The organism is Streptomyces californicus (genome assembly GCF_000717645.1).
Taxonomy (GTDB): Bacteria; Actinomycetota; Actinomycetes; order Streptomycetales; family Streptomycetaceae; genus Streptomyces; species Streptomyces californicus.
In genome coordinates, this window is the sequence record NZ_JNZZ01000003.1 from 126920 (window position 1) to 146735 (window position 19816).

Consider the following 19816-nt stretch of genomic DNA (forward strand, 5'->3'; position numbering starts at 1 on the left):
CTCCGTCACCGGGTCTCGTGAACGGTATCACAAACTATTTGATGAGGTCTTTACCTCAAAGGTGTGCCAACTGTCACACATGAGAGTTAATCCGCGCGTGTGTGCACGACAAGCGGTCGCAATGTCTGGTAATGCACCAGGACTTCCGAAACGTCAACGCGACGAATCGGCGGAACGGCGATCGGAGAGACGCGAACGGGGGCCGATCGCGGTAGCGCCGTTGACGCCGGAGACGCCGACCGCCACCGGGGCCCGTTCGGCGCTCTCCTCGCCCATCCGAGCGTCCCGCGCGCCCTGTTGGTCCCCGGAGGTCGCGGCCGCCGTCTCCCCCTCGTACGCGGGAGCGGGGGCCTCCTCCTCCGGCCGGCGGTAGCGCGGCGGCACGAAGCGGTTGGCCCAGTGCGGGGCGCGCGGGGTGAACCGGGGCATCAGCAGCAGGACCAGGCCCGCCGCGCTCGCCGCCACGATGACGAACACGATCCACGAGGAGGCGGCGTGGACCGAGTAGCCGACGGTGCCGAAGGCGATCAGCGCCGACCAGAAGTACATGATCAGCACGGCCCGGCTGTGCGAGTGGCCGATCTCCAGCAGCCGGTGGTGCAGGTGGCCCCGGTCGGCGGCGAACGGCGACTGGCCGTTCCAGGTGCGCCGGACGATGGCCAGCACCAGGTCGGCGGCCGGGATGGCGATGATCGTCAGCGGCAGCACCAGCGGGATGAAGACCGGGAACATCGCGTGGGTCGCCCCGCGCTCGCTGCCCTCGAAGAAGATCTGCAGGTTGTCCGGGTCGACCTGGCCGGTGATCGAGATCGCGCCCGCCGCCAGCACCAGGCCGATCAGCATCGACCCCGAGTCGCCCATGAAGATCCGCGCCGGATGCATGTTGTGCGGCAGGAACCCCAGGCACATGCCCATCAGGATCGCCGCGAAGAGCGTCGCGGGGGCCGCCGCCTCGATGCCGTACCCCATCCAGAGGCGGTAGGCGTACAGGAAGAACGCCGCCGACGCGATGCACACCATGCCCGCCGCGAGCCCGTCCAGGCCGTCGACGAAGTTGACCGCGTTGATCGTGATGACGACCAGCGCCACCGTGAGCAGGGTGCCCTGCCACTGGGTGAGGGCGACCGTGCCGACGCCGGGGATCGGCAGCCACAGGATCGTCAGGCCCTGGATGACCATGACGGCGGCGGCGATCATCTGGCCGCCGAGCTTGATCAGGGCGTCGATCTCGAACTTGTCGTCGAGGACGCCGATCAGCCAGATCAGCGCGGCCCCCGAGAGCAACGCCCGTGGTTCGTCGGAGAGTTGGAAAACGCTCTGCAGGTTGAAGAGGTGGTCCGCGACGATCAGCCCCGCGCACAGTCCGCCGAACATCGCGATGCCGCCGAGCCGGGGAGTCGGTTCCCGGTGGACGTCGCGGGCGCGGATCGCGGGCATCGCCCCGACCGCGATGGCGAACTTCCGCACCGGTCCCGTCAGCAGATAGGTCACCGCCGCCGTGACGCAGAGCGTCAGCAGGTAATCACGCACAGGCTGCCCCACAGAACTCGCCGACTGTCCAAAGCCCTCACCCTAGTCTCTGGAAAGGACTCCACGTCACGGGTGATGGTTGCACAGCCCCGGTACTCCCCGGAGGCGGCGGAGTCCTCCGCTCCGGGGAGCGCCGGGGCCGCTACGCCGGGTAGGGAGGATGGCGGGCGGCCAGTTCCCGGACCTCCGCCGCGATCGCCCGCGGGTCGCCCGACCGCCGTACGGCCGCCCCGGCCAGGGCCGCGATCCGGGCCATGTCCCCGTCGTCCATCCCCCGGGTCGTGACGGCCGCCGTGCCCAGCCGGATGCCCCTCCCCTCCCCGTACGGCAGGGCGCAGGTGTCCAGGACCAGGCCGGCCGCCGCCAGCCGCTCCCGCGCGGTGCGGCCGTCGACGCCGAGCGGGGCCGGGTCCGCGACGACGAGGTGGGTGTCCGTGCCGCCGGTGACCACCTCGAACCCCTCGGCCTCCAGTCCGGCGGCGAGCACCCGGGCGTGCGCGACGACCTGGTGGGCGTAGTAGGTGTACGCGGGGGTCGCGGCCTCCCCGAACGCGACGGCCTTCGCCGCCACCGTGTGCATCTGCGCGCCGCCCTGGGTGAAGGGGAACACCGCCCGGTCGATCCGCCCGGCCAGCTCCGCGCCGCACAGGATCATGCCGCCGCGCGGTCCGCGCAGCACCTTGTGCGTGGTGGCGCAGACGACGTCGGCGTACGGCACCGGGTTCGGCGCCGCTCCCCCGGCGATCAGCCCCATCGGGTGCGCGGCGTCGACGACGAGGTACGCGCCGACCTCGTCGGCGATCTCCCGGAACAGCGCGTAGTCCGGGTGGCGGGGAGCGGAGATGGAGCCGCAGACGATGGCCTTGGGGCGGCGGGCGCGGGCCAGGGCGCGGAGCCGGGGGTAGTCGATGAGCCCCGTTTCGGGGTCGGTCCCGTAGCCGGTGAAGTCGAACCAGCGGCCGGAGAAGTTGCCCGGCGCCCCGTGCGTGAGGTGTCCCCCGTGGGCCAGGTCCATCGCGAGCACGGTGTCGCCGGGGCGCAGCAGCGCGGCGTAGGCGGCGAGGACGGCGGAGGAGCCGGAGTGCGGCTGGACGTTGGCGTGTTCGGCGCCGAAGAGGGCGGTGGCCCGGGTGACGGCGATGCGCTCGGCGGCGTCCGCGTACGCGCAGCCGCCGTGGTGGCGGGCGCCCGGGTACCCCTCGGCGTACTTGTTGGCGAGCGGGGAGCCGAGGGCGGCGAGGACGGCGGGCGAGGCGAAGTTCTCGGCGGCGACGAGTTGGAGCGTGCCCGCCTGCCGGTCCCGCTCCGCGAGCAGCACCGCGGCGATCTCCGGGTCCTGGCGGAGCAGGGCGCCGGCGTCCTGGGGCAGGGTGTCGGGGCGGTCGGGCGCGGACGGCGCGGCCAGGGGGGCGGCGGGCGTGGTGACCGGCATGGTGCGGCTCCGGGCCTGGGGGCGGGTGCGCCGGGAAGGGGTACCGGCTCAGCTCCAATGTAGGCCGGGGCGGGGCGGCGTGCCCGTTGGTGCGGGGCCCGTACGCCGGTCGGCGCACCGGGGCGCGCGGGCCGGGCGCGTACGCCGGTGGGCGCGGCGCGTACCCCGGTCGCGGGGCAGCGCGTGCGGCGGGCGTACGCCGGCTCGGTGCGCCGCGTGGACCCCGGGCGCGGGAGAGCGCGTGCGGCGGGCGTACGCCGGTCAGTGCGGCGCGTACAACCCGGTCAGCACGCCGCGTGTACGCCGGTCAGTGCGGCGCGTGGACCCCGGTGAGCGCCGTGACGACGGGGTCGAGCGCCTGGTTGATCTCGTCGCCGATGGAGCGGAAGAAGGTGATGGGGGCGCCGTACGGGTCGTAGACCTCGTCCGCCTCGGCGGTCGGGGCGAGCAGCCAGCCGCGCAGTGCGGCGGCGGCGCGCACCAGGGCGCGGGCGCGCTCGACGACGCCCTCGTCGAGCGGGTCGGGCAGGGTGGCCGGGTCGATCGCCCGGACCAGCCGGGTGAACTCCTTGAGCGTGAAGGTTCGCAGCCCCGCGGAATGGCCCATGGAGATGACCTGGGCGCGGTGGTCGCGGGTGGCGGTGAGCACGAGGTCGGCGCGGATGACGTGCTCGTCCAGCAGCTCCCGGCCGACGAAGCCGGTGGCGTCCGCGCCGAAGTCGGCGAGGACGACCTCGGCGTTGGCCTCCATGGGGGCGCCCTCGTGGCCCCAGGTGCCCGCGCTCTCCACGATGAGGCCGCCGCTGAGCGGGTCGCCGAGGCGGTCCACCAGGGCGTGGCGGGTCAGCCGCTCGGTGATGGGCGAGCGGCAGACGTTGCCGGTGCTGACGTGGAGGATGCGGAAGGTGTCGGTCCGCCCCGCTATGCCACGCCCCTCGGGGGCGGTCAATTGGCCACCTCGAGGTCGGGGACCACCTTGCGCAGCTCCTCCGCGGAGAGGGCGCCGGCGCGCAGCAGGACCGGGGTGGCGCCGGTGACGTCGACGATGGAGGACGGCACGATGCCGGGCGTCGGCCCGCCGTCGAGGTAGACGGAGACGGAGTCGCCGAGCATGCCCTGGGCGGCGTCGCAGTCCTCGGGGGCGGGGTGCCCGGTGAGGTTGGCGCTGGAGACGGCCATCGGGCCGACCTCGGTGAGCAGTTCGATGGCGACCGGGTGCAGCGGCATCCGGATGGCGACCGTGCCCCGGGTGTCCCCGAGGTCCCACTGGAGGGAGGGCTGGTGCCGGGCGACGAGGGTGAGGGCGCCGGGCCAGAAGGCGTCGACGAGCTCCCACGCCTCCTCGGAGAAGTCGGTGACCAGCCCGTGCAGGGTGTTCGGGGAGCCGATCAGGACGGGGGTGGGCATGTTGCGGCCCCGCCCCTTGGCGTCCAGCAGGTCCGCGACGGCCTCCGGGGTGAAGGCGTCCGCACCGATCCCGTACACGGTGTCGGTGGGCAGCACGACCAGTTCGCCCCGGCGGACGGCCGATGCGGCCTCGCGCAGGCCGGTGGCCCGGTCGGTGGCGTCGTTGCAGTCGTATCGCCGAGCCATCAGCCGGCCTCCTGGAGCGGGTGCGGGTACGGGTGGTGGTGCCGGGGGCCGGTCACGGCATGGCCTTGCGGGCGGTGGCGAACCGGGGTCGCTTGTTGAGGTCGGGGTGGTCGGCGGCGTCCGCCCAGCCCCGCTCCTCGGTGAAGATCCACGGGACCTGGCCGCCCTGGGTGTCGGCGTGCTCGATGACGACGAGGCCGCCGGGGCGGAGCAGGCGGTGGGCGGTGCGCTCGATGCCGCGGATCGTGTCGAGGCCGTCCTCGCCGGAGAAGAGGGCCATCTCCGGGTCGTGGTCGCGGGCCTCGGGGGCGACGTACTCCCATTCGGTGAGCGGGATGTACGGCGGGTTGGAGATGACCAGGTCGACCTGGCCGTCGAGCTCCGGGAGGGCGCTCAGGGCGTCTCCCTTGTGGACGGTGACCCTGGACCCCTCGGCGTTCTTCCGCGTCCACCTGAGGGCGTCCTCGGAGAGCTCCACGGCGTGCACTCGGGAGCGGGGGACCTCCTGGGCCATGGCGAGCGCGATGGCGCCCGATCCGGTGCACAGGTCGACGACGACGGGCTCGACGACGTCCATCGCGCGCACCGCGTCTATGGCCCAGCCGACGACCGACTCGGTCTCGGGCCGGGGCACGAAGACGCCGGGTCCGACCTGGAGTTCCAGGTAGCGGAAGAAGGCGCGGCCGGTGATGTGCTGGAGGGGTTCGCGGGCCTCGCGGCGGGCGATCGTCTCCCAGTACCGGGCGTCGAAGTCGCTGTCGGGGACCGTGTGCAGCGCGCCCCGCTTCACCCCGTGGACGAAGGCCGCGAGCTCCTCGGCGTCGAATCGCGGTGAGGGGACACCGGCGTCGGCCAGCCGCTGGGTGGCCTGGGCCACCTCGGCGAGCAGCAGGTTCATCGCGGTTCTCCGTACGGGTTACGGGTGTGCGGGGCGGTCGGTGACGGGTGTGCGGGGTCGGCGGGCGGCTACGCGTTGGCGAGCTTGGCCGCGGAGTCCGCGTCGACGCACGCCTGGATGACCGCGTCGAGCTCGCCGTCGAGCACCTGGTCCAAGTTGTACGCCTTGAAGCCGACGCGGTGGTCCGAGATGCGGTTCTCCGGGAAGTTGTACGTCCGGATCTTCTCGGAGCGGTCGACGGTGCGGACCTGGCTGCGGCGTACGTCGGAGGCTTCCTGCTCCGCGGCCTCCTGGGCGGCGGCGAGCAGCCGGGAGCGCAGGATGCGCATGGCCTGCTCCTTGTTCTGGAGCTGGCTCTTCTCGTTCTGGCAGGAGGCGACGACGCCGGTCGGCAGGTGCGTGATGCGGACGGCGGAGTCGGTCGTGTTGACGGACTGGCCGCCGGGCCCGGAGGAGCGGTAGACGTCGATACGCAGGTCGTTGGCGTGGATCTCGACGTCGACCTCCTCGGCCTCGGGGGTGACGAGGACACCGGCCGCGGAGGTGTGGATGCGGCCCTGGGACTCGGTGGAGGGCACGCGCTGCACGCGGTGCACGCCGCCCTCGTACTTCAGCCGGGCCCAGACGCCCTGGCCGGGCTCGGTGGCGCCGTTGCCGCCCTTGGTCTTCACGGCGACCTGGACGTCCTTGTAGCCGCCGAGCTCGGACTCGGTGGAGTCGATGATCTCGGTCTTCCAGCCGACGCGCTCGGCGTAGCGCAGGTACATGCGCAGCAGGTCGCCGGCGAACAGGGCGGACTCGTCGCCCCCGGCGCCCGCCTTGATCTCCAGGAGCACGTCCTTGTCGTCGCTGGGGTCGCGCGGGACGAGGAGGAGCCGGAGCTTCTCCGTGATCTCCTCGCGCTGCTTCTCCAGCACCTTGACCTCGGCGGCGAAGTCGGGGTCGTCCGCGGCGAACTCGCGGGCGGTCTCGATGTCCTCGCCGGTCTGCTTCCAGGACCGGTACGTGGAGACGATCGGGGTCAGCTCCGCGTAGCGCTTGTTCAGCTTGCGCGCGTTGGCCTGGTCGGCGTGGACCGACGGGTCGGCGAGCTTCTTCTCGAGATCGGCGTGCTCGCCGATCAGTTCCTCGACCGCCTCGAACATGCGGGGGCTCCTGGTTGGTCTCGCGGCTGCGGGCCTGCTGGGGGTCGTACGGCCCGGTGGGGCGTTCCTGCGGGGTTCCGCTGGGCGTCCGACCGGCAAAAACGCCGGTTCCGACGCCCCCGGGAAGAGGGCGCCAGGAACCGGCGCAGTGGCTCGCTACTTGCTGGCGGAGCCGGCAGCCTTGCCGAAGCGGGCCTCGAAGCGGGCCACGCGGCCGCCGGTGTCGAGGATCTTCTGCTTGCCCGTGTAGAACGGGTGGCACTCGGAGCAGACGTCGGCACGGATGGTGCCGTTGTCGATGGTGCTCCGGGTGGTGAACGACGCACCGCAGGTGCAGCTGACCTGGGTCTCGACGTACTCGGGGTGAATGTCGCGCTTCAAGGTGTCTCCTAGTTTCGGGAGGGCGCCGGGTCGTCCACGCGGGTGTGCGGGGCCGTGAACCGGGGCCGACGTACCAGTCTGCCAGGACTGGCCGTATCTCCCAAAACCGGGGGCGGGCGTCAGGTATTCCCGCCCCCGGGGCGGGCACCGGGGGTGACCGGTGCGCTACCGCACGACCTGGGAGGCGTCGCCCTTGTCGCCCGCGGAGTCCTCGGTGGCGGAGGCGGGGATGGGCCGGTCCTGCCGGAGGGCGGCCCAGACCTGACGGCCCGCCTTCTCCTGCGGCAGCACCCGGTTCGGGTCGGCCGGGTCGTACTCGACGGGCAGGGTCACCATGTGGACGTCGTCGGCGCCGAGCCCCTTGAGGCCGTTCGCGAAGCCGGTGAGCTTCTTGACCGAGCCGAGCCCGGAGTCGGTGGTGACGGCCTTGGTGGCGGCGTCCGCGAGGCCGTAGAGCTTCTTGGGGCTGGAGAACACCCCGACGCTCCTGGTCTGGTCGATCAGCGCCTTGATGAACGCCTGCTGGAGCTGGATGCGGCCCAGGTCGCTCCCGTCGCCGACGCTCTTGCGGGTCCGCACGAGGCCGAGGGACTCCTCGCCGTTCAGGGTGTGGGTGCCGGGCTCCAGGTCCAGGTGGCTCTTGGAGTCGTCGATCGCGGTCTTCGTGGTGACCTCGACGCCGCCGAGTTCGTCGATGAGCTTCTTGAAGCCGGTGAAGTCGACTTCGAGGTAGTGGTCCATGCGGATGCCGGACATCGACTCGACGGTCTTCACGGCGCAGGCGGGCCCGCCGACCTCGTAGGCGGTGTTGAACATCGCCCGGTGCTCGGCGGGGACCTCGTCGCCGGTGGTGTCGCTCTCGCAGGCCGGGCGCTCGATCAGGGTGTCGCGCGGTATCGAGACGACGCTCGCGGACTTGTGGCCCTTGTCGACGTGCAGGACCATCGCCGTGTCCGAGCGGGCCGCGCCCTCGTCCCGGCCGTACTTCCCGTTGTCGCCGGAGCGCGAGTCGGAGCCCAGGACGAGGATGTCCTGCGAGCCGTCGTCCACGTCGTCGGGGCGGTCCGCGCCGAGCTTGGCGTCGATGTCGACGCTGGAGAGGTTGCCGTCGAGCGCGACGTACGCGCAGGCGAGACCGGCTCCGCCGACGACCACGACTCCGGCCACCGACCAGGCCGCGACGGCCTTGGCGCGGTGCCGGCGGGACGGCTTCCTGCGTCGGCTGCCGGTGCCGCGTATGCGGCCGGCGCCCTTGTTCTGCTCGCTCACGCGTCTCCCTCGTCGCTCCTGATGTGCCCGTCTGCCCCCTGCCGTGGTGGTCCACGCGCGGTCGGCCTCTTATGGAGGGACGGCCGAAGCAGCAAGAAGGGTTGCACAGGGGCCTGGGCACCCGGTGTGGGCCGCGGACGACGCCGCGTGCCGGGGCAGGGGCCGGGAGGCGGCGCTCACCTGGGGTTTCGTGTGCCGTACACCCATCGCGCGGGCCGCTCCCCCGGCGTACGGGATGTGGCCAAGGTCTCGGGGCGGCGGCACGGTACGGGAACGGGCTCGGCCCCCGCACCGGAGTGCGGGGGCCGAGCCCGTGGTGAACCAACTGCCCCTGGCGGGCGGGCGGTTGGCCCGTCAGTCGTTGCCGTTGCCGCTGCCCGGCGTCGTCTTCTGGATCTGGAGCAGGAACTCCGCGTTGGACTGGGTCTTCTTCATCCGGTCCAGGAGGAGCTCGATCGCCTGCTGCTGGTCGAGCGCGTGCAGCACCCGGCGCAGCTTCCACACGACCGCCAGCTCGTCGGTGCCGAGCAGGATCTCCTCCTTGCGGGTGGAGGACGCGTCGACGTCCACCGCCGGGAAGATGCGCTTGTCCGAGAGCTTCCGGTCGAGCTTGAGCTCCATGTTGCCGGTGCCCTTGAACTCCTCGAAGATCACCTCGTCCATGCGCGAGCCGGTCTCGACGAGCGCGGTGGCCAGGATGGTCAGCGAGCCGCCGTCCTCGATGTTGCGCGCGGCGCCGAAGAAGCGCTTCGGGGGGTAGAGCGCGGTCGAGTCGACACCACCGGAGAGGATGCGGCCGGAGGCCGGCGCCGCGAGGTTGTACGCGCGGCCCAGGCGGGTGATCGAGTCGAGCAGGACGACCACGTCGTGACCCAGCTCGACGAGGCGCTTGGCGCGCTCGATGGCCAGCTCGGCGACGGTGGTGTGGTCCTCGGCGGGACGGTCGAAGGTCGAGGAGATGACCTCGCCCTTCACCGACCGCTGCATGTCGGTGACCTCTTCCGGACGCTCGTCGACGAGGACGACCATCAGGTGGCACTCGGGGCTGTTGACCGTGATCGCGTTGGCGATCGACTGCAGGATCATCGTCTTGCCGGTCTTCGGCGGGGCCACGATGAGCCCGCGCTGGCCCTTGCCGATCGGGGCGACCAGGTCGATGATCCGGGTGGTCAGGACGTTGGAGTCGGTCTCCAGGCGGAGCCGGTCCTGCGGGTAGAGCGGGGTCAGCTTCTGGAACTCGGGGCGGCCGCGGCCGGACTCGGGGGCCATGCCGTTGACCGAGTCGAGGCGGACCAGCGCGTTGAACTTCTCGCGCCGCTCGCCGTCCTTGGGCTGGCGCACCGCGCCGGTGACGTGGTCGCCCTTGCGCAGGCCGTTCTTGCGGACCTGGGCGAGCGAGACGTACACGTCGTTCGGGCCCGGCAGGTAGCCGGAGGTCCGGATGAACGCGTAGTTGTCGAGGATGTCCAGGATGCCCGCGACGGGGATCAGGACGTCGTCGTCGGCCACCTGCACGTCGCCGGCGAAGTCGTCGCGCCCGCGACGGCCCCGGCGGTCGCGGTAGCGGCCGCGACGGCCGCGACGGCCGCCCGCCTCGTCGTCGAAGTCGTCCTGCGGGCCGTTGTCCCGGTTGTTCTGCTGGCCCTGGCGCTGCTGGCGCTGTCCGCCGCCACCGCCGCCGCCCTGCTGGCCGCCCTGGTCGTCGCCCTTGCCGCGACGGTCGCGCTGGCGCTCCCGGCGGCCCTCGCGGTCGCGGCCCTGGCGGTCGCCGCGACGGCCCTCGGCCGTGTCGGCGGCGGCTTCGGCCTTGGCGTCGCCCTTCGGCTCGGCGCGCTCCTCGGTCTTCTGCTCGGCCTGGGGCTCCGCCTTCGCCTTGACCTCGGTCTTCGCCTCGGTCTTGGTGTCGGGGCTGCCCGCCTGGGCCGTCGCGCGGCGGCGACGGCGCTCGCCCGCGGGCTGGTCGTCGCTGGCCGGCTGGCCGGGGATGTCGATCTGCTGCTGGCTGCCCGCGTCCTTCTCGGCGGCGGGCGCCTCTTCCCCGGTGCGCGCCTTCGAGGTCGCGCGGCGCTTGGGCTTGGACTCCGCGTCGGCGGGGGCGTCGGCAGCCTTGGCGGACGCCTTGGGGGCGGCGGATCCGCCGCCCGCCTGCGCCTCCTTGATGACCTCGATCAGCTGGCTCTTGCGCATTCGCGCGGTGCCCCTGATGCCGAGGCCGGACGCGACCTGCTGCAGCTCGGCCAGGACCATGCCGTCGAGGCCGGTGCCGGAGCGGCGGCGCCGTGCGGTGGTGCCAGAGGCAGCACCTTCGGCGGGCGCGGCGCTGTCGACGTTCTTGTCGGCAGTCACGCCCATCAGATCGGTGGTGTCGCTCACGAAGGGTCCTTCCCTGGAGCGGACGTCGGCCTTCTGGCTCGGCGACCGGTTGTGCTGTCCGACTGCGGTCTGTCGATCTTGCTGGATCGCGGACCTTGCCGGGGCGGTGGTCCGCCGGGTACGGCGGAGAGATGAACGTGCGGGGTCCGGCGCGAGATCCCCCTGCTCGGCCCACTCCTGGACGAGCGAGGGGTGTCGTGCCGGTTCCGGAGCGTGCTCGAAACTGCTCAGGCAGGCTGCTCAGGCAGTTGGGGAGGCTCCCGGAAGAAAGGCGGTCCCGGAAGGGGACACGAAGCAACGCGCCATGAAGACGTCGATTGCAGACTTGAGGTTAACACTACCGGCTCCAACAAACATTCCCCCTCTCGTTCACCGGTAATCACATGCGTTTACGCGGTCAGCGGCAGCACACTGGCGCCCGTGGCGTCGAGGGCCAGCCGGTTCGCCGCCCAGCCCTCCCCCGCCAGTCGGGCGACCTTGTCGGCCGCGCCGTCCTCCGTCAGCGCGAGGACCGTGGGCCCGGCGCCGGAGATGACGGCGGGCACGCCCTCGGCGCGCAGCCGGTGCACCAGCTCCACGCTCTCGGGCATCGCCGGGCCCCGGTACTCCTGGTGGAGGCGGTCCTCGGTGGCCGCGAGCAGCAGTTCGGGGCGGCGGGTCAGGGCCTCGACGAGGAGGGCCGCGCGGCCGGCGTTGAGGGCCGCGTCGACGTGCGGGACGGTGCGCGGGAGCAGGCCGCGCGCCGTCTCGGTGAGCACCGGGCGCCCGGGGACGAAGACGACGGGGACGACCGAGGAGGCGGGGTCCATCCGGATGGCGCGGGCCGCGCCGCCCTCCGTCCAGGCGAGGGTGAATCCGCCGAGCAGGCAGGCCGCGACGTTGTCGGGGTGCCCCTCGATCTCGGTCGCCAGCTCCAGCAGGGCCGCGTCGTCGAGGCGGGCCTCGCCGCCGGTCGTCACGGCGCGGGCGGCGACGATCCCGGCGCAGATGGCGGCGGAGGAGGAGCCGAGACCCCGGCCGTGCGGGATGCGGTTGGCGCAGACGATCTCCAGGCCGCGGGGCTGGCCGCCGAGCAGGTCGAACGCGGTGCGCAGCGAGCGTACGAGCAGGTGGCTCTCGTCGCGGGGCAGCGTGTCGCCGCCCTCGCCCGCGATGTCGATGTGCAGCCCGGAGTCGGCGACCCGGACGACGACGTCGTCGTACAGACCGAGCGAGAGGCCGAGGGCGTCGAAGCCCGGGCCCAGATTGGCGCTGGTGGCGGGGACGCGCACCCTGACGGCGGCGGCTCGGAACGCGGGACCGGCCATCGGTCGGACCACTCCTTGTAAGGCGGCGGGGATGCAGTGCGGTGGATCTGCGGCGGTGTCTGCTGGGGGCGGGGCGATGCAGGGTGCGCACCGGGACGGACAGGGGATCCGGTGGCCCGCCCCGTGTTCGCCCACGACGGCTGCCGTACCGCAGCGGGCCGTCGGGCGGGTGTCGGGCGGATGGGGTACAGCTTATCGAAGGAAGGTTCTGTCGCGACATAGGGCGCACAGGAGGCGCACGATGCGTGTCGCCCGCCTCCTATGCGCTCTCCGCCCCGGAAAGAGGGTGGTTGAGCTGGGTTGTCGCGGTTGACCCGGGTGGGGCGCGGCGATTGCCGCCGCGCCCTCCCCGGGCGGTTCGGACCCGTCCGAACCGCCCGGCCGGGTCGGGTCAGACGAGTCCGAGCCGCTCGGCCGCGGTGGCCGCGTCGACCGGGACGGTGACCGGCTGCGGGGCGCCCGCGACGGCCCAGTCGGGGTCCTTGAGGCCGTTGCCGGTGACCGTGCAGACGATCTTCTGGCCGGGGTCGACCTTGCCCTCCTCGGCGGCCTTGAGCAGACCGGCGACGGACGCGGCCGACGCGGGCTCCACGAAGACGCCCTCCTGGGAGGCCAACAGGCGGTACGCGGACAGGATCTGCCGGTCCGTCACCTCGTCGATGAAGCCGCCCGACTCGTCGCGCGCGGCGAGCGCGTAGTTCCAGGAGGCCGGGTTCCCGATACGGATCGCGGTGGCGATCGTGGACGGGTCCTTGACGACCTCGCCGCGCACGATCGGCGCCGAACCGGACGCCTGGAAGCCCCACATGCGCGGGGATCGGGTGGCGACGCCGTCGCCGGCGTACTCGGTGTACCCCTTCCAGTACGCGGTGATGTTGCCCGCGTTGCCGACCGGCAGCACATGGATGTCGGGGGCGTCGCCGAGCGCGTCCACGATCTCGAACGCGGCGGTCTTCTGGCCCTCGATGCGGACCGGGTTGACCGAATTGACCAGCGCCACCGGGTAGTTGTCCGAGAGGGCGCGGGCCAGGGTCAGGCAGTCGTCGAAGTTGCCGTCGACCTGGAGGATCTTCGCGCCGTGCACGAGGGCCTGGCCCATCTTGCCGAGCGCGATCTTGCCCTGGGGTACGAGGACGGCGCAGACCATGCCCGCGCGCACCGCGTACGCGGCGGCGGAGGCCGAGGTGTTGCCGGTGGAGGCGCAGATGACGGCCTTCGCGCCCTCCTCCTTGGCCCGGGTGATGGCCATGGTCATGCCGCGGTCCTTGAACGAACCGGTGGGGTTGGCGCCCTCGACCTTGAGGTGCACCTCGCAGCCCGTGCGCTCGGAGAGGACCTGCGCCGGTACGAGCGGCGTGCCGCCCTCACGAAGCGTGACGACCGGCGTCGTCGCCGTGACCGGAAGCCGGTCCCGGTACTCCTCGATGATGCCGCGCCACTGGTGGGTGCCCTTGCTGGTCATGGGTCCTTTACTCCCCTTCAACACGCATGATGCTGGCGACACCGCGCACGGTGTCGAGCTTGCGCAGCGCCTCGACGGTCCCGGAGAGGGCGGCGTCGGGCGCGCGGTGGGTGACGACGACGAGCGATGCCTCGCCGTCCTTTCCCTGCTGGCGGACGGTATCGATCGATACCCCCTGCTCGGCGAAGACCGTCGCGACCTGGGCGAGCACGCCCGGCTTGTCGGCCACGTCGAGGCTGATGTGGTAGCGCGTGACGACCTCGCCCATGGGGCTGACCGGCAGGCGCGTGTAGGCGGACTCACCGGGCCCGGTGGCCTCGCCCAGTTTGTTGCGGCAGACCGCGACGAGGTCGCCGAGGACGGCGGAGGCGGTCGGGGAGCCGCCGGCGCCGGGGCCGTAGAACATGAGCTGTCCGGCGGCCTCGGCCTCGACGAACACCGCGTTGTACGCCTCGCGGACGGAGGCCAGCGGGTGGCTGAGCGGGATCATCGCGGGGTGGACGCGGGCGGTGACGGAGGCCCCGTCGGCGGCGCGCTCGCAGATGGCCAGCAGCTTGACGGTGCAGCCCATGCGGCGGGCGGAGGCGATGTCGGCGGCGGTGACCTCGGTGATGCCCTCGCGGTGCACGTCGCCGATCTTCACGCGGGTGTGGAAGGCGATCCCGGCGAGGATCGCGGCCTTCGCGGCGGCGTCGAAGCCCTCGACGTCGGCGGTCGGGTCGGCCTCGGCGTACCCGAGGGCGGTGGCCTCGTCGAGCGCCTCGGAGTAGCCGGCGCCGCTGGTGTCCATCTTGTCGAGGATGAAGTTGGTCGTGCCGTTGACGATGCCGAGCACCCGGTTGACCTTGTCGCCCGCGAGCGACTCGCGCAGCGGACGCACCAGCGGGATGGCCCCGGCGACGGCGGCCTCGTAGTAGAGGTCGCGGCCGTACTTCTCGGCGGCGGCGTGCAGGGCCGCGCCGTCCTCGGCGAGCAGCGCCTTGTTGGCGGAGACGACGCTCGCGCCGTTCTCGAACGCGGTGGTGATGAGCGTACGGGCGGGCTCGATGCCGCCGATGACCTCGACGACGACGTCGATGTCGCCGCGCTCCACGAGCGCGGTGGCGTCGGTGGTGATCAGTGCGGGGTCGATGCCCTCGCGCACCTTCGAGGGCCGGCGGACGGCCACGCCGGCGAGCTCGACGGGCGCGCCGATGCGCGCCGCGAGGTCGTCGGCGTGCGTCGTCATGATGCGCGCCACCTCTGAGCCGACCACACCACAGCCCAGCAGCGCCACCTTCAGCGGACGCGTACGCATCATCCGACCCTCGTTTCTGTACATGCTCATTGGGGACCAGTCTCACTCACCGGACGGGGGTTTCTGACCCTCGTCCGGATCCTGAGATGACTATTTCATCAGCCGACATCGAGGCGCAGGAGATCTTCCTCCGTCTCGCGCCGGACGATGACGCGCGCCTCGCCGTCGCGGACCGCGACGACCGGCGGGCGCAGCGCGTGGTTGTAGTTGCTCGCCATGGAACGGCAGTACGCGCCGGTGGCGGGGACGGCGATCAGGTCGCCGGGGGCGAGGTCGGCGGGGAGGAACGCGTCCTTGACCACGATGTCGCCGCTCTCGCAGTGCTTGCCGACGACGCGGACGAGCATCGGCTCGGCGTCGGAGGTGCGGGAGACGAGGGCGACGCTGTACTCGGCGTCGTACAGCGCGGTGCGGATGTTGTCGGACATACCGCCGTCGACGCTGACGTACGTCCGCAGCCCTTCCAGGGGCTTGATCGTGCCCACCTCGTAGAGCGTGAACGCGGTGGGTCCGACGATGGCGCGGCCCGGCTCGACGGAGATGCGCGGGGTGCGCAGCTTCGCGGCCTCGCACTCGCGGGTGACGATGTCGCTGAGCGCCTTGGCGATCTCGTGCGGCTCGCGGGGGTCGTCGTCGGAGGTGTAGGCGATGCCGAGGCCGCCGCCGAGGTCGATCTCGGGGAGTTCCACGCCGTGCTCGTCGCGGATCTCGGCGAGGAGCTGGACCACGCGCCGGGCGGAGACCTCGAAACCGGCCATGTCGAAGATCTGCGAGCCGATGTGCGAGTGGACGCCGATGAGGTCGAGCCCGTCGAGGGAGAGGGCCCGGCGGACGGCTTCGGCGGCCTGCCCGTCGGCGAGCGCGATGCCGAACTTCTGGTCCTCGTGCGCGGTGGCGATGAACTCGTGGGTGTGGGCCTCGACGCCGACGGTGACCCGGATCTGGACCCGCTGGCGGACGCCGTGGCGCTGGGCGATGTGGGCGACGCGGACGATCTCCTGGAAGGAGTCGAGCACGATCCGCCCGACGCCGGCCGTGACGGCCCGCTCGATCTCGGCGACCGTCTTGTTGTTGCCGTGGAAGGCGATGCGCTCGGCGGGCATACCCGCGTCGAGAGCGGTGGTCAGCTCCCCGCCGGAGCACACGTCGAGGTTGAGCCCCTCCTCGGTGAGCCAGCGCACGACGGCGCGGGAGAGGAACGCCTTGCCGGCGTAGAAGACGTCGGCGTCCGGGCCGAAGGCGTCCGCCCAGGCGCGGCAGCGGGCCCGGAAGTCGCTCTCGTCGAGGAAGTAGGCGGGGGTGCCGAACTCCTCGGCGAGGCGGGCGACGGTGATCCCGCCGACGGTGAGGGCGCCGTCCGCGTCGCGGGTGACGGTGCGGGACCAGACCTTCTCGTCGAGGGCGTTCAGGTCGGCGGCGGGCGCGGAGTAGTGGCCCTCGGGGAGGACGTCGGCGTGACGGGGGCCTGCGGGGTGTGCGGAGCGGCTCATCGTGTTCGTTCTCTCGGGTCTCTTCTGATCTCGTCAGAGATGTTCGGGCGCGCGGATGCCGAGCAGGGACAGGCCGCCTGCCAGCACCGTCCCGGCGGCTTCGGCGAGGGCCAGCCGGGAGCGGTGGGCGGCCGAGGGTTTCTCGTCACCGGCGGGCAGGGGCGGGCAGGCGTCGTGGAAGTCGAAGAAGGCGTGCGCGACGGCTTCCAGCTGCCGGGCGACCCGGTCGGGCGCGCGGTGACGGGCCCCGGCGAGCAGGACACCGGGGTGATCGGCGATGAGGTCGAGAAGGGGGCGCGCGGCGGGGTGGTGCGCGAGGTGCGCGGCGGGGTCCTCACCCCGCGCGGGCGTCTCCGCGGTGAAGCCGAGGGCGGCGGCCCCGCGGGTGAGGGCACGGGCCCGGGCGTGGGCGTAGCGGACTCGGAAGAGCGGGTTGGCCTCGCCCTGGACGAGCAGGTCGGGGCCGAGGGCGGCGCGGTCGTGCCCGGCGGCCCTCAGGAGCCCCCAGCGGGCCGCGTCGGGCCCGAGCCGCTCCAGCAGCTCCGCCGCGGTGGCCCCGGCGGGCACGGGCCGGATCCCGGTGAGCGGTGCGGGAGGCGTGCCGTACGCGTCGACGGTGACGCCGAGGCGGGCCCAGTCCGGGTCGGGCTCCGCCTCGCAGCTGGTCCGGACCCGGGCGCCCTGGGCGAGGACGAGCCGGCGCACGGCATGCGCGGTGACGGCGGCGCGGACCTCCCGCGCGTGGTGGAACTGGAGGATCCGGTCCCGCAGCGCGTCCCCGTGTCCGTACGCGAGCCCCTGTTCCCGTACGGCGGTGAGCACGGCCCGGTCGCTCTCGGCCGGGGCGGCCAGGGTGAAGCTCAGGAACCCGGGCCCGGTGATCTCGACCCGCCCGACGCCCGGTTCGGCGGCGACGCGGTCGCGCAGGATGCGGGCGACCTCCAGGGCGGGCAGCGCGGCGGGCCCGGCGAGCTGGAGCGCGACGGCGCAGGCGTAGTCGCCGCTGCCGCCGGGCCGGGTCCGCTCCACCCGCACGCGCGGGGGCACGGGTGCGTGCAGCGCGTCCTCGTCGACCGCGCGGCGCACGGCGTGCAGCACGGTCCGGGAGAGGTCGGCGGGGGTCACGGGTCAAGCGTAGGTGAGAGTGGGGGGCACTCCGCGACCCGGTTTCGCCATGCGGGCAGCCGGACCGGTCCGGGTCCGGCCGTCGGCGTCCGGTGGGTTGTGCCGTGCGGTCGCCGGTGGGTTGTGCCGTGCCGGCGTCCGGTAGCCCATGCCGCGCCGTCGTCCGGTGGGTTGTGCCGTGCCGGCGTCCGGTGGCCCGTGCCCTACGGTCGTCCGCGCATCAGCCGGTGGCGCTGCCCGCGCGTCCGGCGCCCTGCCGCCCGCCCGTCGCGGGCGCGTCCGCTCCGCCCGCCAGCCGGCGCACGATCCGCACCAGCTCGCTCGGCTCGAACGGCTTCGCCAGGAACGCGTCCACCCCGGCCGCGACGCCCGCTTCGACCTCGTGGGGCGTGCAGGCGCTGATGACGGCCAGCGGCAGACGACTGGTGCGGGGGTCGGCGCGCAGCCGGTTGGCGGTCGCCAGACCGTCCAGCCGGGGCATCACGACGTCGAGGGTGATCACGTCGGGGCGGACTCTTCCGACCAGGTCCAGGCATTCGACACCATCGGCCGCGGTCACGACCTCGAAGCCCTCCAGCTCGAGATTGACCCTGATCAGCTGCCGGATGACCTTGTTGTCGTCGACAACAAGCACGCGGCCGTACGCCCCTGACACCCTTCGAGGGTAGGACCGCCGGCGGGGCGGCGTCCGGGTTTTGTCCACTTCCGCCCCGGACGGGTCTCCCACGCCGCCACGGGCCGTCCCGGCGTGGCGGAACCCGGCGGCGTCCGGCACGCGGACGGCTGCGGAATACCTGTTCACAGGCACCCCGTGGGAGCTGGTAGTGTTCCACCCGTCGCAGAGCAACACCGCGATTCGCCCCCGTAGCTCAGGGGATAGAGCATCGGCCTCCGGAGCCGGGTGCGCAGGTTCGAATCCTGCCGGGGGCACTTCCGGATCGAAGAACCGGACCAGCAGAGGCTGGTCCGGTTCTTTCGTGTTGCGCACGCCACAGCCCGCGTGGGCGGGCCGGGAGTGGTCCGGCTCGCCCGCGCGGGCTGTGCGGTCAGTACTTCCCGTCGACCGGGATCCAGCCCGACCAGGACTCGGGCTGGTAGAACTTGCCGGTGTCGCCGTCGTACCGCAGGACCCGCAGACGGACGTTGCCGCTCTCCCGGTAGTCCTTGTTGCAGGTCGCCCAGGTGTTGACGCCGAGCTTGTTGACGCAGACCTCCGCGGCGCGCCCGTAGTCGGTGTAGACGCCGACCGCCGAGGACATGCCGTCCTTCTTCGTGTCGCCGGACCAGACGATGTCGCCGTTGTGCTGGAAGCACCCCTGCACCCCGTAGGCGGCGACGCCGCCGAGGCAGGTGTTCGACGGGCCCGCCTTGGCGGACGCCACCGGGTTCGCCTTTCCGGCCGCCACGGCCTCGTCCTCGTCCGCCGGGAAGAGGAGGTCGCCCGGTTCGGCGCCGGGCGCCGTCGCGGTGCCCTCGATGACACTGGTGCCCGTCGGCAGCTGGACCTCGACGAGGGTCTCGGGAGCCTCGTCGGCCAGGGCCGGCGTCGCGGTGACGACCGACACGGCCAGCGCCGACGCTCCGGCGAGAACGCTCAACTTCGAGCGCCAGTTGTTACGCATGCTTCGCTACCCCCGCGCCTGATCCCGGTATCGAGATCATCGAACAATCAGATGTGAACAAGGTGTGAGACTAAGAGATCGCTGTGACGGATGGAAGGGGCTTCTGTGACGCATGTGGCTCACGGTGCTGGTGATGGGCTTTCAGCGTCGCCCGGCAGCCCCCGGCGCCGTGCCGGAGGACTTCGGTGAGCAGGCGCCGTACACACGAACGGGAGGGCGGGCACACGGTGGTGTGCCCGCCCTCCCGTTTCTTCCGCCGCCGCTCTCCCTAGGGCAGCGTCGGCGGCGCCTCGGCCCGCTCCCCCTCCGTGAACTCGGCGAACGTGAGGTCGAGCGCGCAGTCCTCCGGGATGTCGGCGGCGGACGTGGCGCACTTCGCGGGCCCGGCCACGCTCTGCTCGTTCAACTCGGGCTCCCCGGCGGCCCGTTTGCCCGTCTCGATCTTCCCCTCCAGCCCATCCAGCCCCTCGGCGGGAGCCGGGGCGGTGGGGGCCGGCGGCCGTTCGGCGTCAGCGGTCGGCGACGACGAGCAGGCCGCCGCCCCCATCACCGTGGCCAGGACGAGCGCGGCCGAGGCCGTGGCGGTACGAAGTCGCATCAAGGTCCCCCCTCAGCGGATGCCCGGACGTCCGGATCATCAGTCGATCCACGGTGCCACAAAGGGCGGTGGGGAAGGCGGAGAAGATGTGAAGGGCGCGGGACCGGCTTCGGCCACGCTCAGAGCGGCGCCCGCCCCGGCAGACGCGCGGTCCGGTCCGACGGCCGGGTCGACGGCGCCCGCGGGGAACCGTCCCGCGAGCGGGCGGTACGACGCGGCCCCACGTCCGGTCGGCCATCGAACCGTCCGTGACTCCGCCGCCCGCGGGCCGGGCGTCCTGACCCGCGGCGACAC

General features: G+C 72.7%; 17 protein-coding genes and 1 tRNA gene. 1 reads left to right on the top strand and 17 read right to left on the bottom strand.

From position 1 onward, the window contains the following. Positions 1 to 153 precede the first annotated feature (153 nt). The 15 genes from IF19_RS0105510 to IF19_RS0105580 all read right to left on the bottom strand — a co-directional run bounded on the left by IF19_RS0105510 (position 154) and on the right by IF19_RS0105580 (position 17957). Positions 154 to 1542, bottom strand: coding sequence for an MraY family glycosyltransferase (locus IF19_RS0105510; RefSeq protein ID WP_030113496.1), 1389 nt, complete (start codon positions 1540 to 1542; stop codon positions 154 to 156). 130 nt (positions 1543 to 1672) lie between these two features. Then, positions 1673 to 2962, bottom strand: a complete 1290-nt coding sequence (locus tag IF19_RS0105515; RefSeq protein ID WP_030120944.1) for a serine hydroxymethyltransferase — start codon at positions 2960 to 2962, stop codon at positions 1673 to 1675. Positions 2963 to 3269: 307 nt separating this feature from the next. Continuing rightward, on the bottom strand, positions 3270 to 3911 hold the full coding sequence (locus IF19_RS0105520) for an arsenate reductase/protein-tyrosine-phosphatase family protein (RefSeq protein WP_030276038.1): 642 nt from the start codon (positions 3909 to 3911) through the stop codon (positions 3270 to 3272). Beyond that, positions 3908 to 4555: an L-threonylcarbamoyladenylate synthase gene (locus IF19_RS0105525; protein ID WP_030113498.1), complete on the bottom strand. Its 648-nt coding sequence runs from the start codon at positions 4553 to 4555 to the stop codon at positions 3908 to 3910. The genes IF19_RS0105520 and IF19_RS0105525 overlap by 4 nt, the downstream gene beginning before the upstream one ends. A gap of 52 nt (positions 4556 to 4607) precedes the next feature. Beyond that, entirely contained in the window at positions 4608 to 5453 is an 846-nt protein-coding gene (gene prmC / locus IF19_RS0105530) for a peptide chain release factor N(5)-glutamine methyltransferase (protein ID WP_030113499.1), read from the bottom strand. Between the two features lie 68 nt (positions 5454 to 5521). Beyond that, a complete protein-coding gene (gene prfA / locus IF19_RS0105535; protein ID WP_030113500.1) occupies positions 5522 to 6598 on the bottom strand; it encodes a peptide chain release factor 1 in 1077 nt (358 codons plus the stop codon). Between the two features lie 156 nt (positions 6599 to 6754). Beyond that, positions 6755 to 6979 (bottom strand): 50S ribosomal protein L31, encoded by a 225-nt coding sequence (gene rpmE / locus IF19_RS0105540; RefSeq protein ID WP_003966263.1) that lies wholly within the window; start codon positions 6977 to 6979, stop codon positions 6755 to 6757. Positions 6980 to 7144: 165 nt separating this feature from the next. Further along, a complete protein-coding gene (locus IF19_RS0105545) occupies positions 7145 to 8248 on the bottom strand; it encodes an LCP family protein (protein ID WP_030113501.1) in 1104 nt (367 codons plus the stop codon). A gap of 354 nt (positions 8249 to 8602) precedes the next feature. Beyond that, positions 8603 to 10621, bottom strand: a complete 2019-nt coding sequence (gene rho, locus IF19_RS0105550; RefSeq protein ID WP_030276035.1) for a transcription termination factor Rho — start codon at positions 10619 to 10621, stop codon at positions 8603 to 8605. A gap of 389 nt (positions 10622 to 11010) precedes the next feature. After that, positions 11011 to 11928, bottom strand: coding sequence for a homoserine kinase (gene thrB, locus IF19_RS0105555; RefSeq protein ID WP_030196780.1), 918 nt, complete (start codon positions 11926 to 11928; stop codon positions 11011 to 11013). A 391-nt stretch (positions 11929 to 12319) separates the two neighbouring features. Further along, entirely contained in the window at positions 12320 to 13390 is a 1071-nt protein-coding gene (gene thrC, locus IF19_RS0105560; protein WP_030113506.1) for a threonine synthase, read from the bottom strand. A 7-nt stretch (positions 13391 to 13397) separates the two neighbouring features. Continuing rightward, a complete protein-coding gene (locus tag IF19_RS0105565) occupies positions 13398 to 14687 on the bottom strand; it encodes a homoserine dehydrogenase (protein WP_030113507.1) in 1290 nt (429 codons plus the stop codon). Positions 14688 to 14785: 98 nt separating this feature from the next. Next, positions 14786 to 16177 (bottom strand): diaminopimelate decarboxylase, encoded by a 1392-nt coding sequence (lysA, locus tag IF19_RS0105570; RefSeq protein WP_030113508.1) that lies wholly within the window; start codon positions 16175 to 16177, stop codon positions 14786 to 14788. A gap of 33 nt (positions 16178 to 16210) precedes the next feature. Next, positions 16211 to 17302, bottom strand: a complete 1092-nt coding sequence (gene nrtL, locus IF19_RS0105575; RefSeq protein WP_030113509.1) for an ArgS-related anticodon-binding protein NrtL — start codon at positions 17300 to 17302, stop codon at positions 16211 to 16213. A gap of 220 nt (positions 17303 to 17522) precedes the next feature. Next, positions 17523 to 17957, bottom strand: coding sequence for a response regulator (locus tag IF19_RS0105580; protein ID WP_317992272.1), 435 nt, complete (start codon positions 17955 to 17957; stop codon positions 17523 to 17525). A 203-nt stretch (positions 17958 to 18160) separates the two neighbouring features. Here IF19_RS0105580 and IF19_RS0105585 point away from each other — a divergent pair. Next, a tRNA-Arg gene (locus tag IF19_RS0105585) sits at positions 18161 to 18232 on the top strand. A 116-nt stretch (positions 18233 to 18348) separates the two neighbouring features. On the opposite strand, the gene IF19_RS0105590 is transcribed toward IF19_RS0105585, so the two are convergent. Both IF19_RS0105590 and IF19_RS0105595 read right to left on the bottom strand, forming a co-directional pair. Continuing rightward, a complete protein-coding gene (locus IF19_RS0105590) occupies positions 18349 to 18924 on the bottom strand; it encodes a hypothetical protein (protein ID WP_030113511.1) in 576 nt (191 codons plus the stop codon). Between the two features lie 268 nt (positions 18925 to 19192). Next, complete coding sequence (locus IF19_RS0105595; RefSeq protein WP_030113512.1) at positions 19193 to 19522, bottom strand: hypothetical protein; 330 nt, start codon at positions 19520 to 19522, stop codon at positions 19193 to 19195. Positions 19523 to 19816 lie beyond the last annotated feature (294 nt).

Coding starts and splice junctions, on each gene's coding strand:
- IF19_RS0105515 (WP_030120944.1), bottom strand. CDS start 2,962: ATGCCGGTCACCACGCCCGCCGCCCCCCTGGCCGCGCCGTCCGCGCCC.
- IF19_RS0105525 (WP_030113498.1), bottom strand. CDS start 4,555: ATGGCTCGGCGATACGACTGCAACGACGCCACCGACCGGGCCACCGGC.
- prmC (WP_030113499.1), bottom strand. CDS start 5,453: ATGAACCTGCTGCTCGCCGAGGTGGCCCAGGCCACCCAGCGGCTGGCC.
- prfA (WP_030113500.1), bottom strand. CDS start 6,598: ATGTTCGAGGCGGTCGAGGAACTGATCGGCGAGCACGCCGATCTCGAG.
- thrB (WP_030196780.1), bottom strand. CDS start 11,928: ATGGCCGGTCCCGCGTTCCGAGCCGCCGCCGTCAGGGTGCGCGTCCCC.
- thrC (WP_030113506.1), bottom strand. CDS start 13,390: ATGACCAGCAAGGGCACCCACCAGTGGCGCGGCATCATCGAGGAGTAC.
- IF19_RS0105565 (WP_030113507.1), bottom strand. CDS start 14,687: ATGCGTACGCGTCCGCTGAAGGTGGCGCTGCTGGGCTGTGGTGTGGTC.
- lysA (WP_030113508.1), bottom strand. CDS start 16,177: ATGAGCCGCTCCGCACACCCCGCAGGCCCCCGTCACGCCGACGTCCTC.
- IF19_RS0105590 (WP_030113511.1), bottom strand. CDS start 18,924: ATGCGTAACAACTGGCGCTCGAAGTTGAGCGTTCTCGCCGGAGCGTCG.
- IF19_RS0105595 (WP_030113512.1), bottom strand. CDS start 19,522: ATGCGACTTCGTACCGCCACGGCCTCGGCCGCGCTCGTCCTGGCCACG.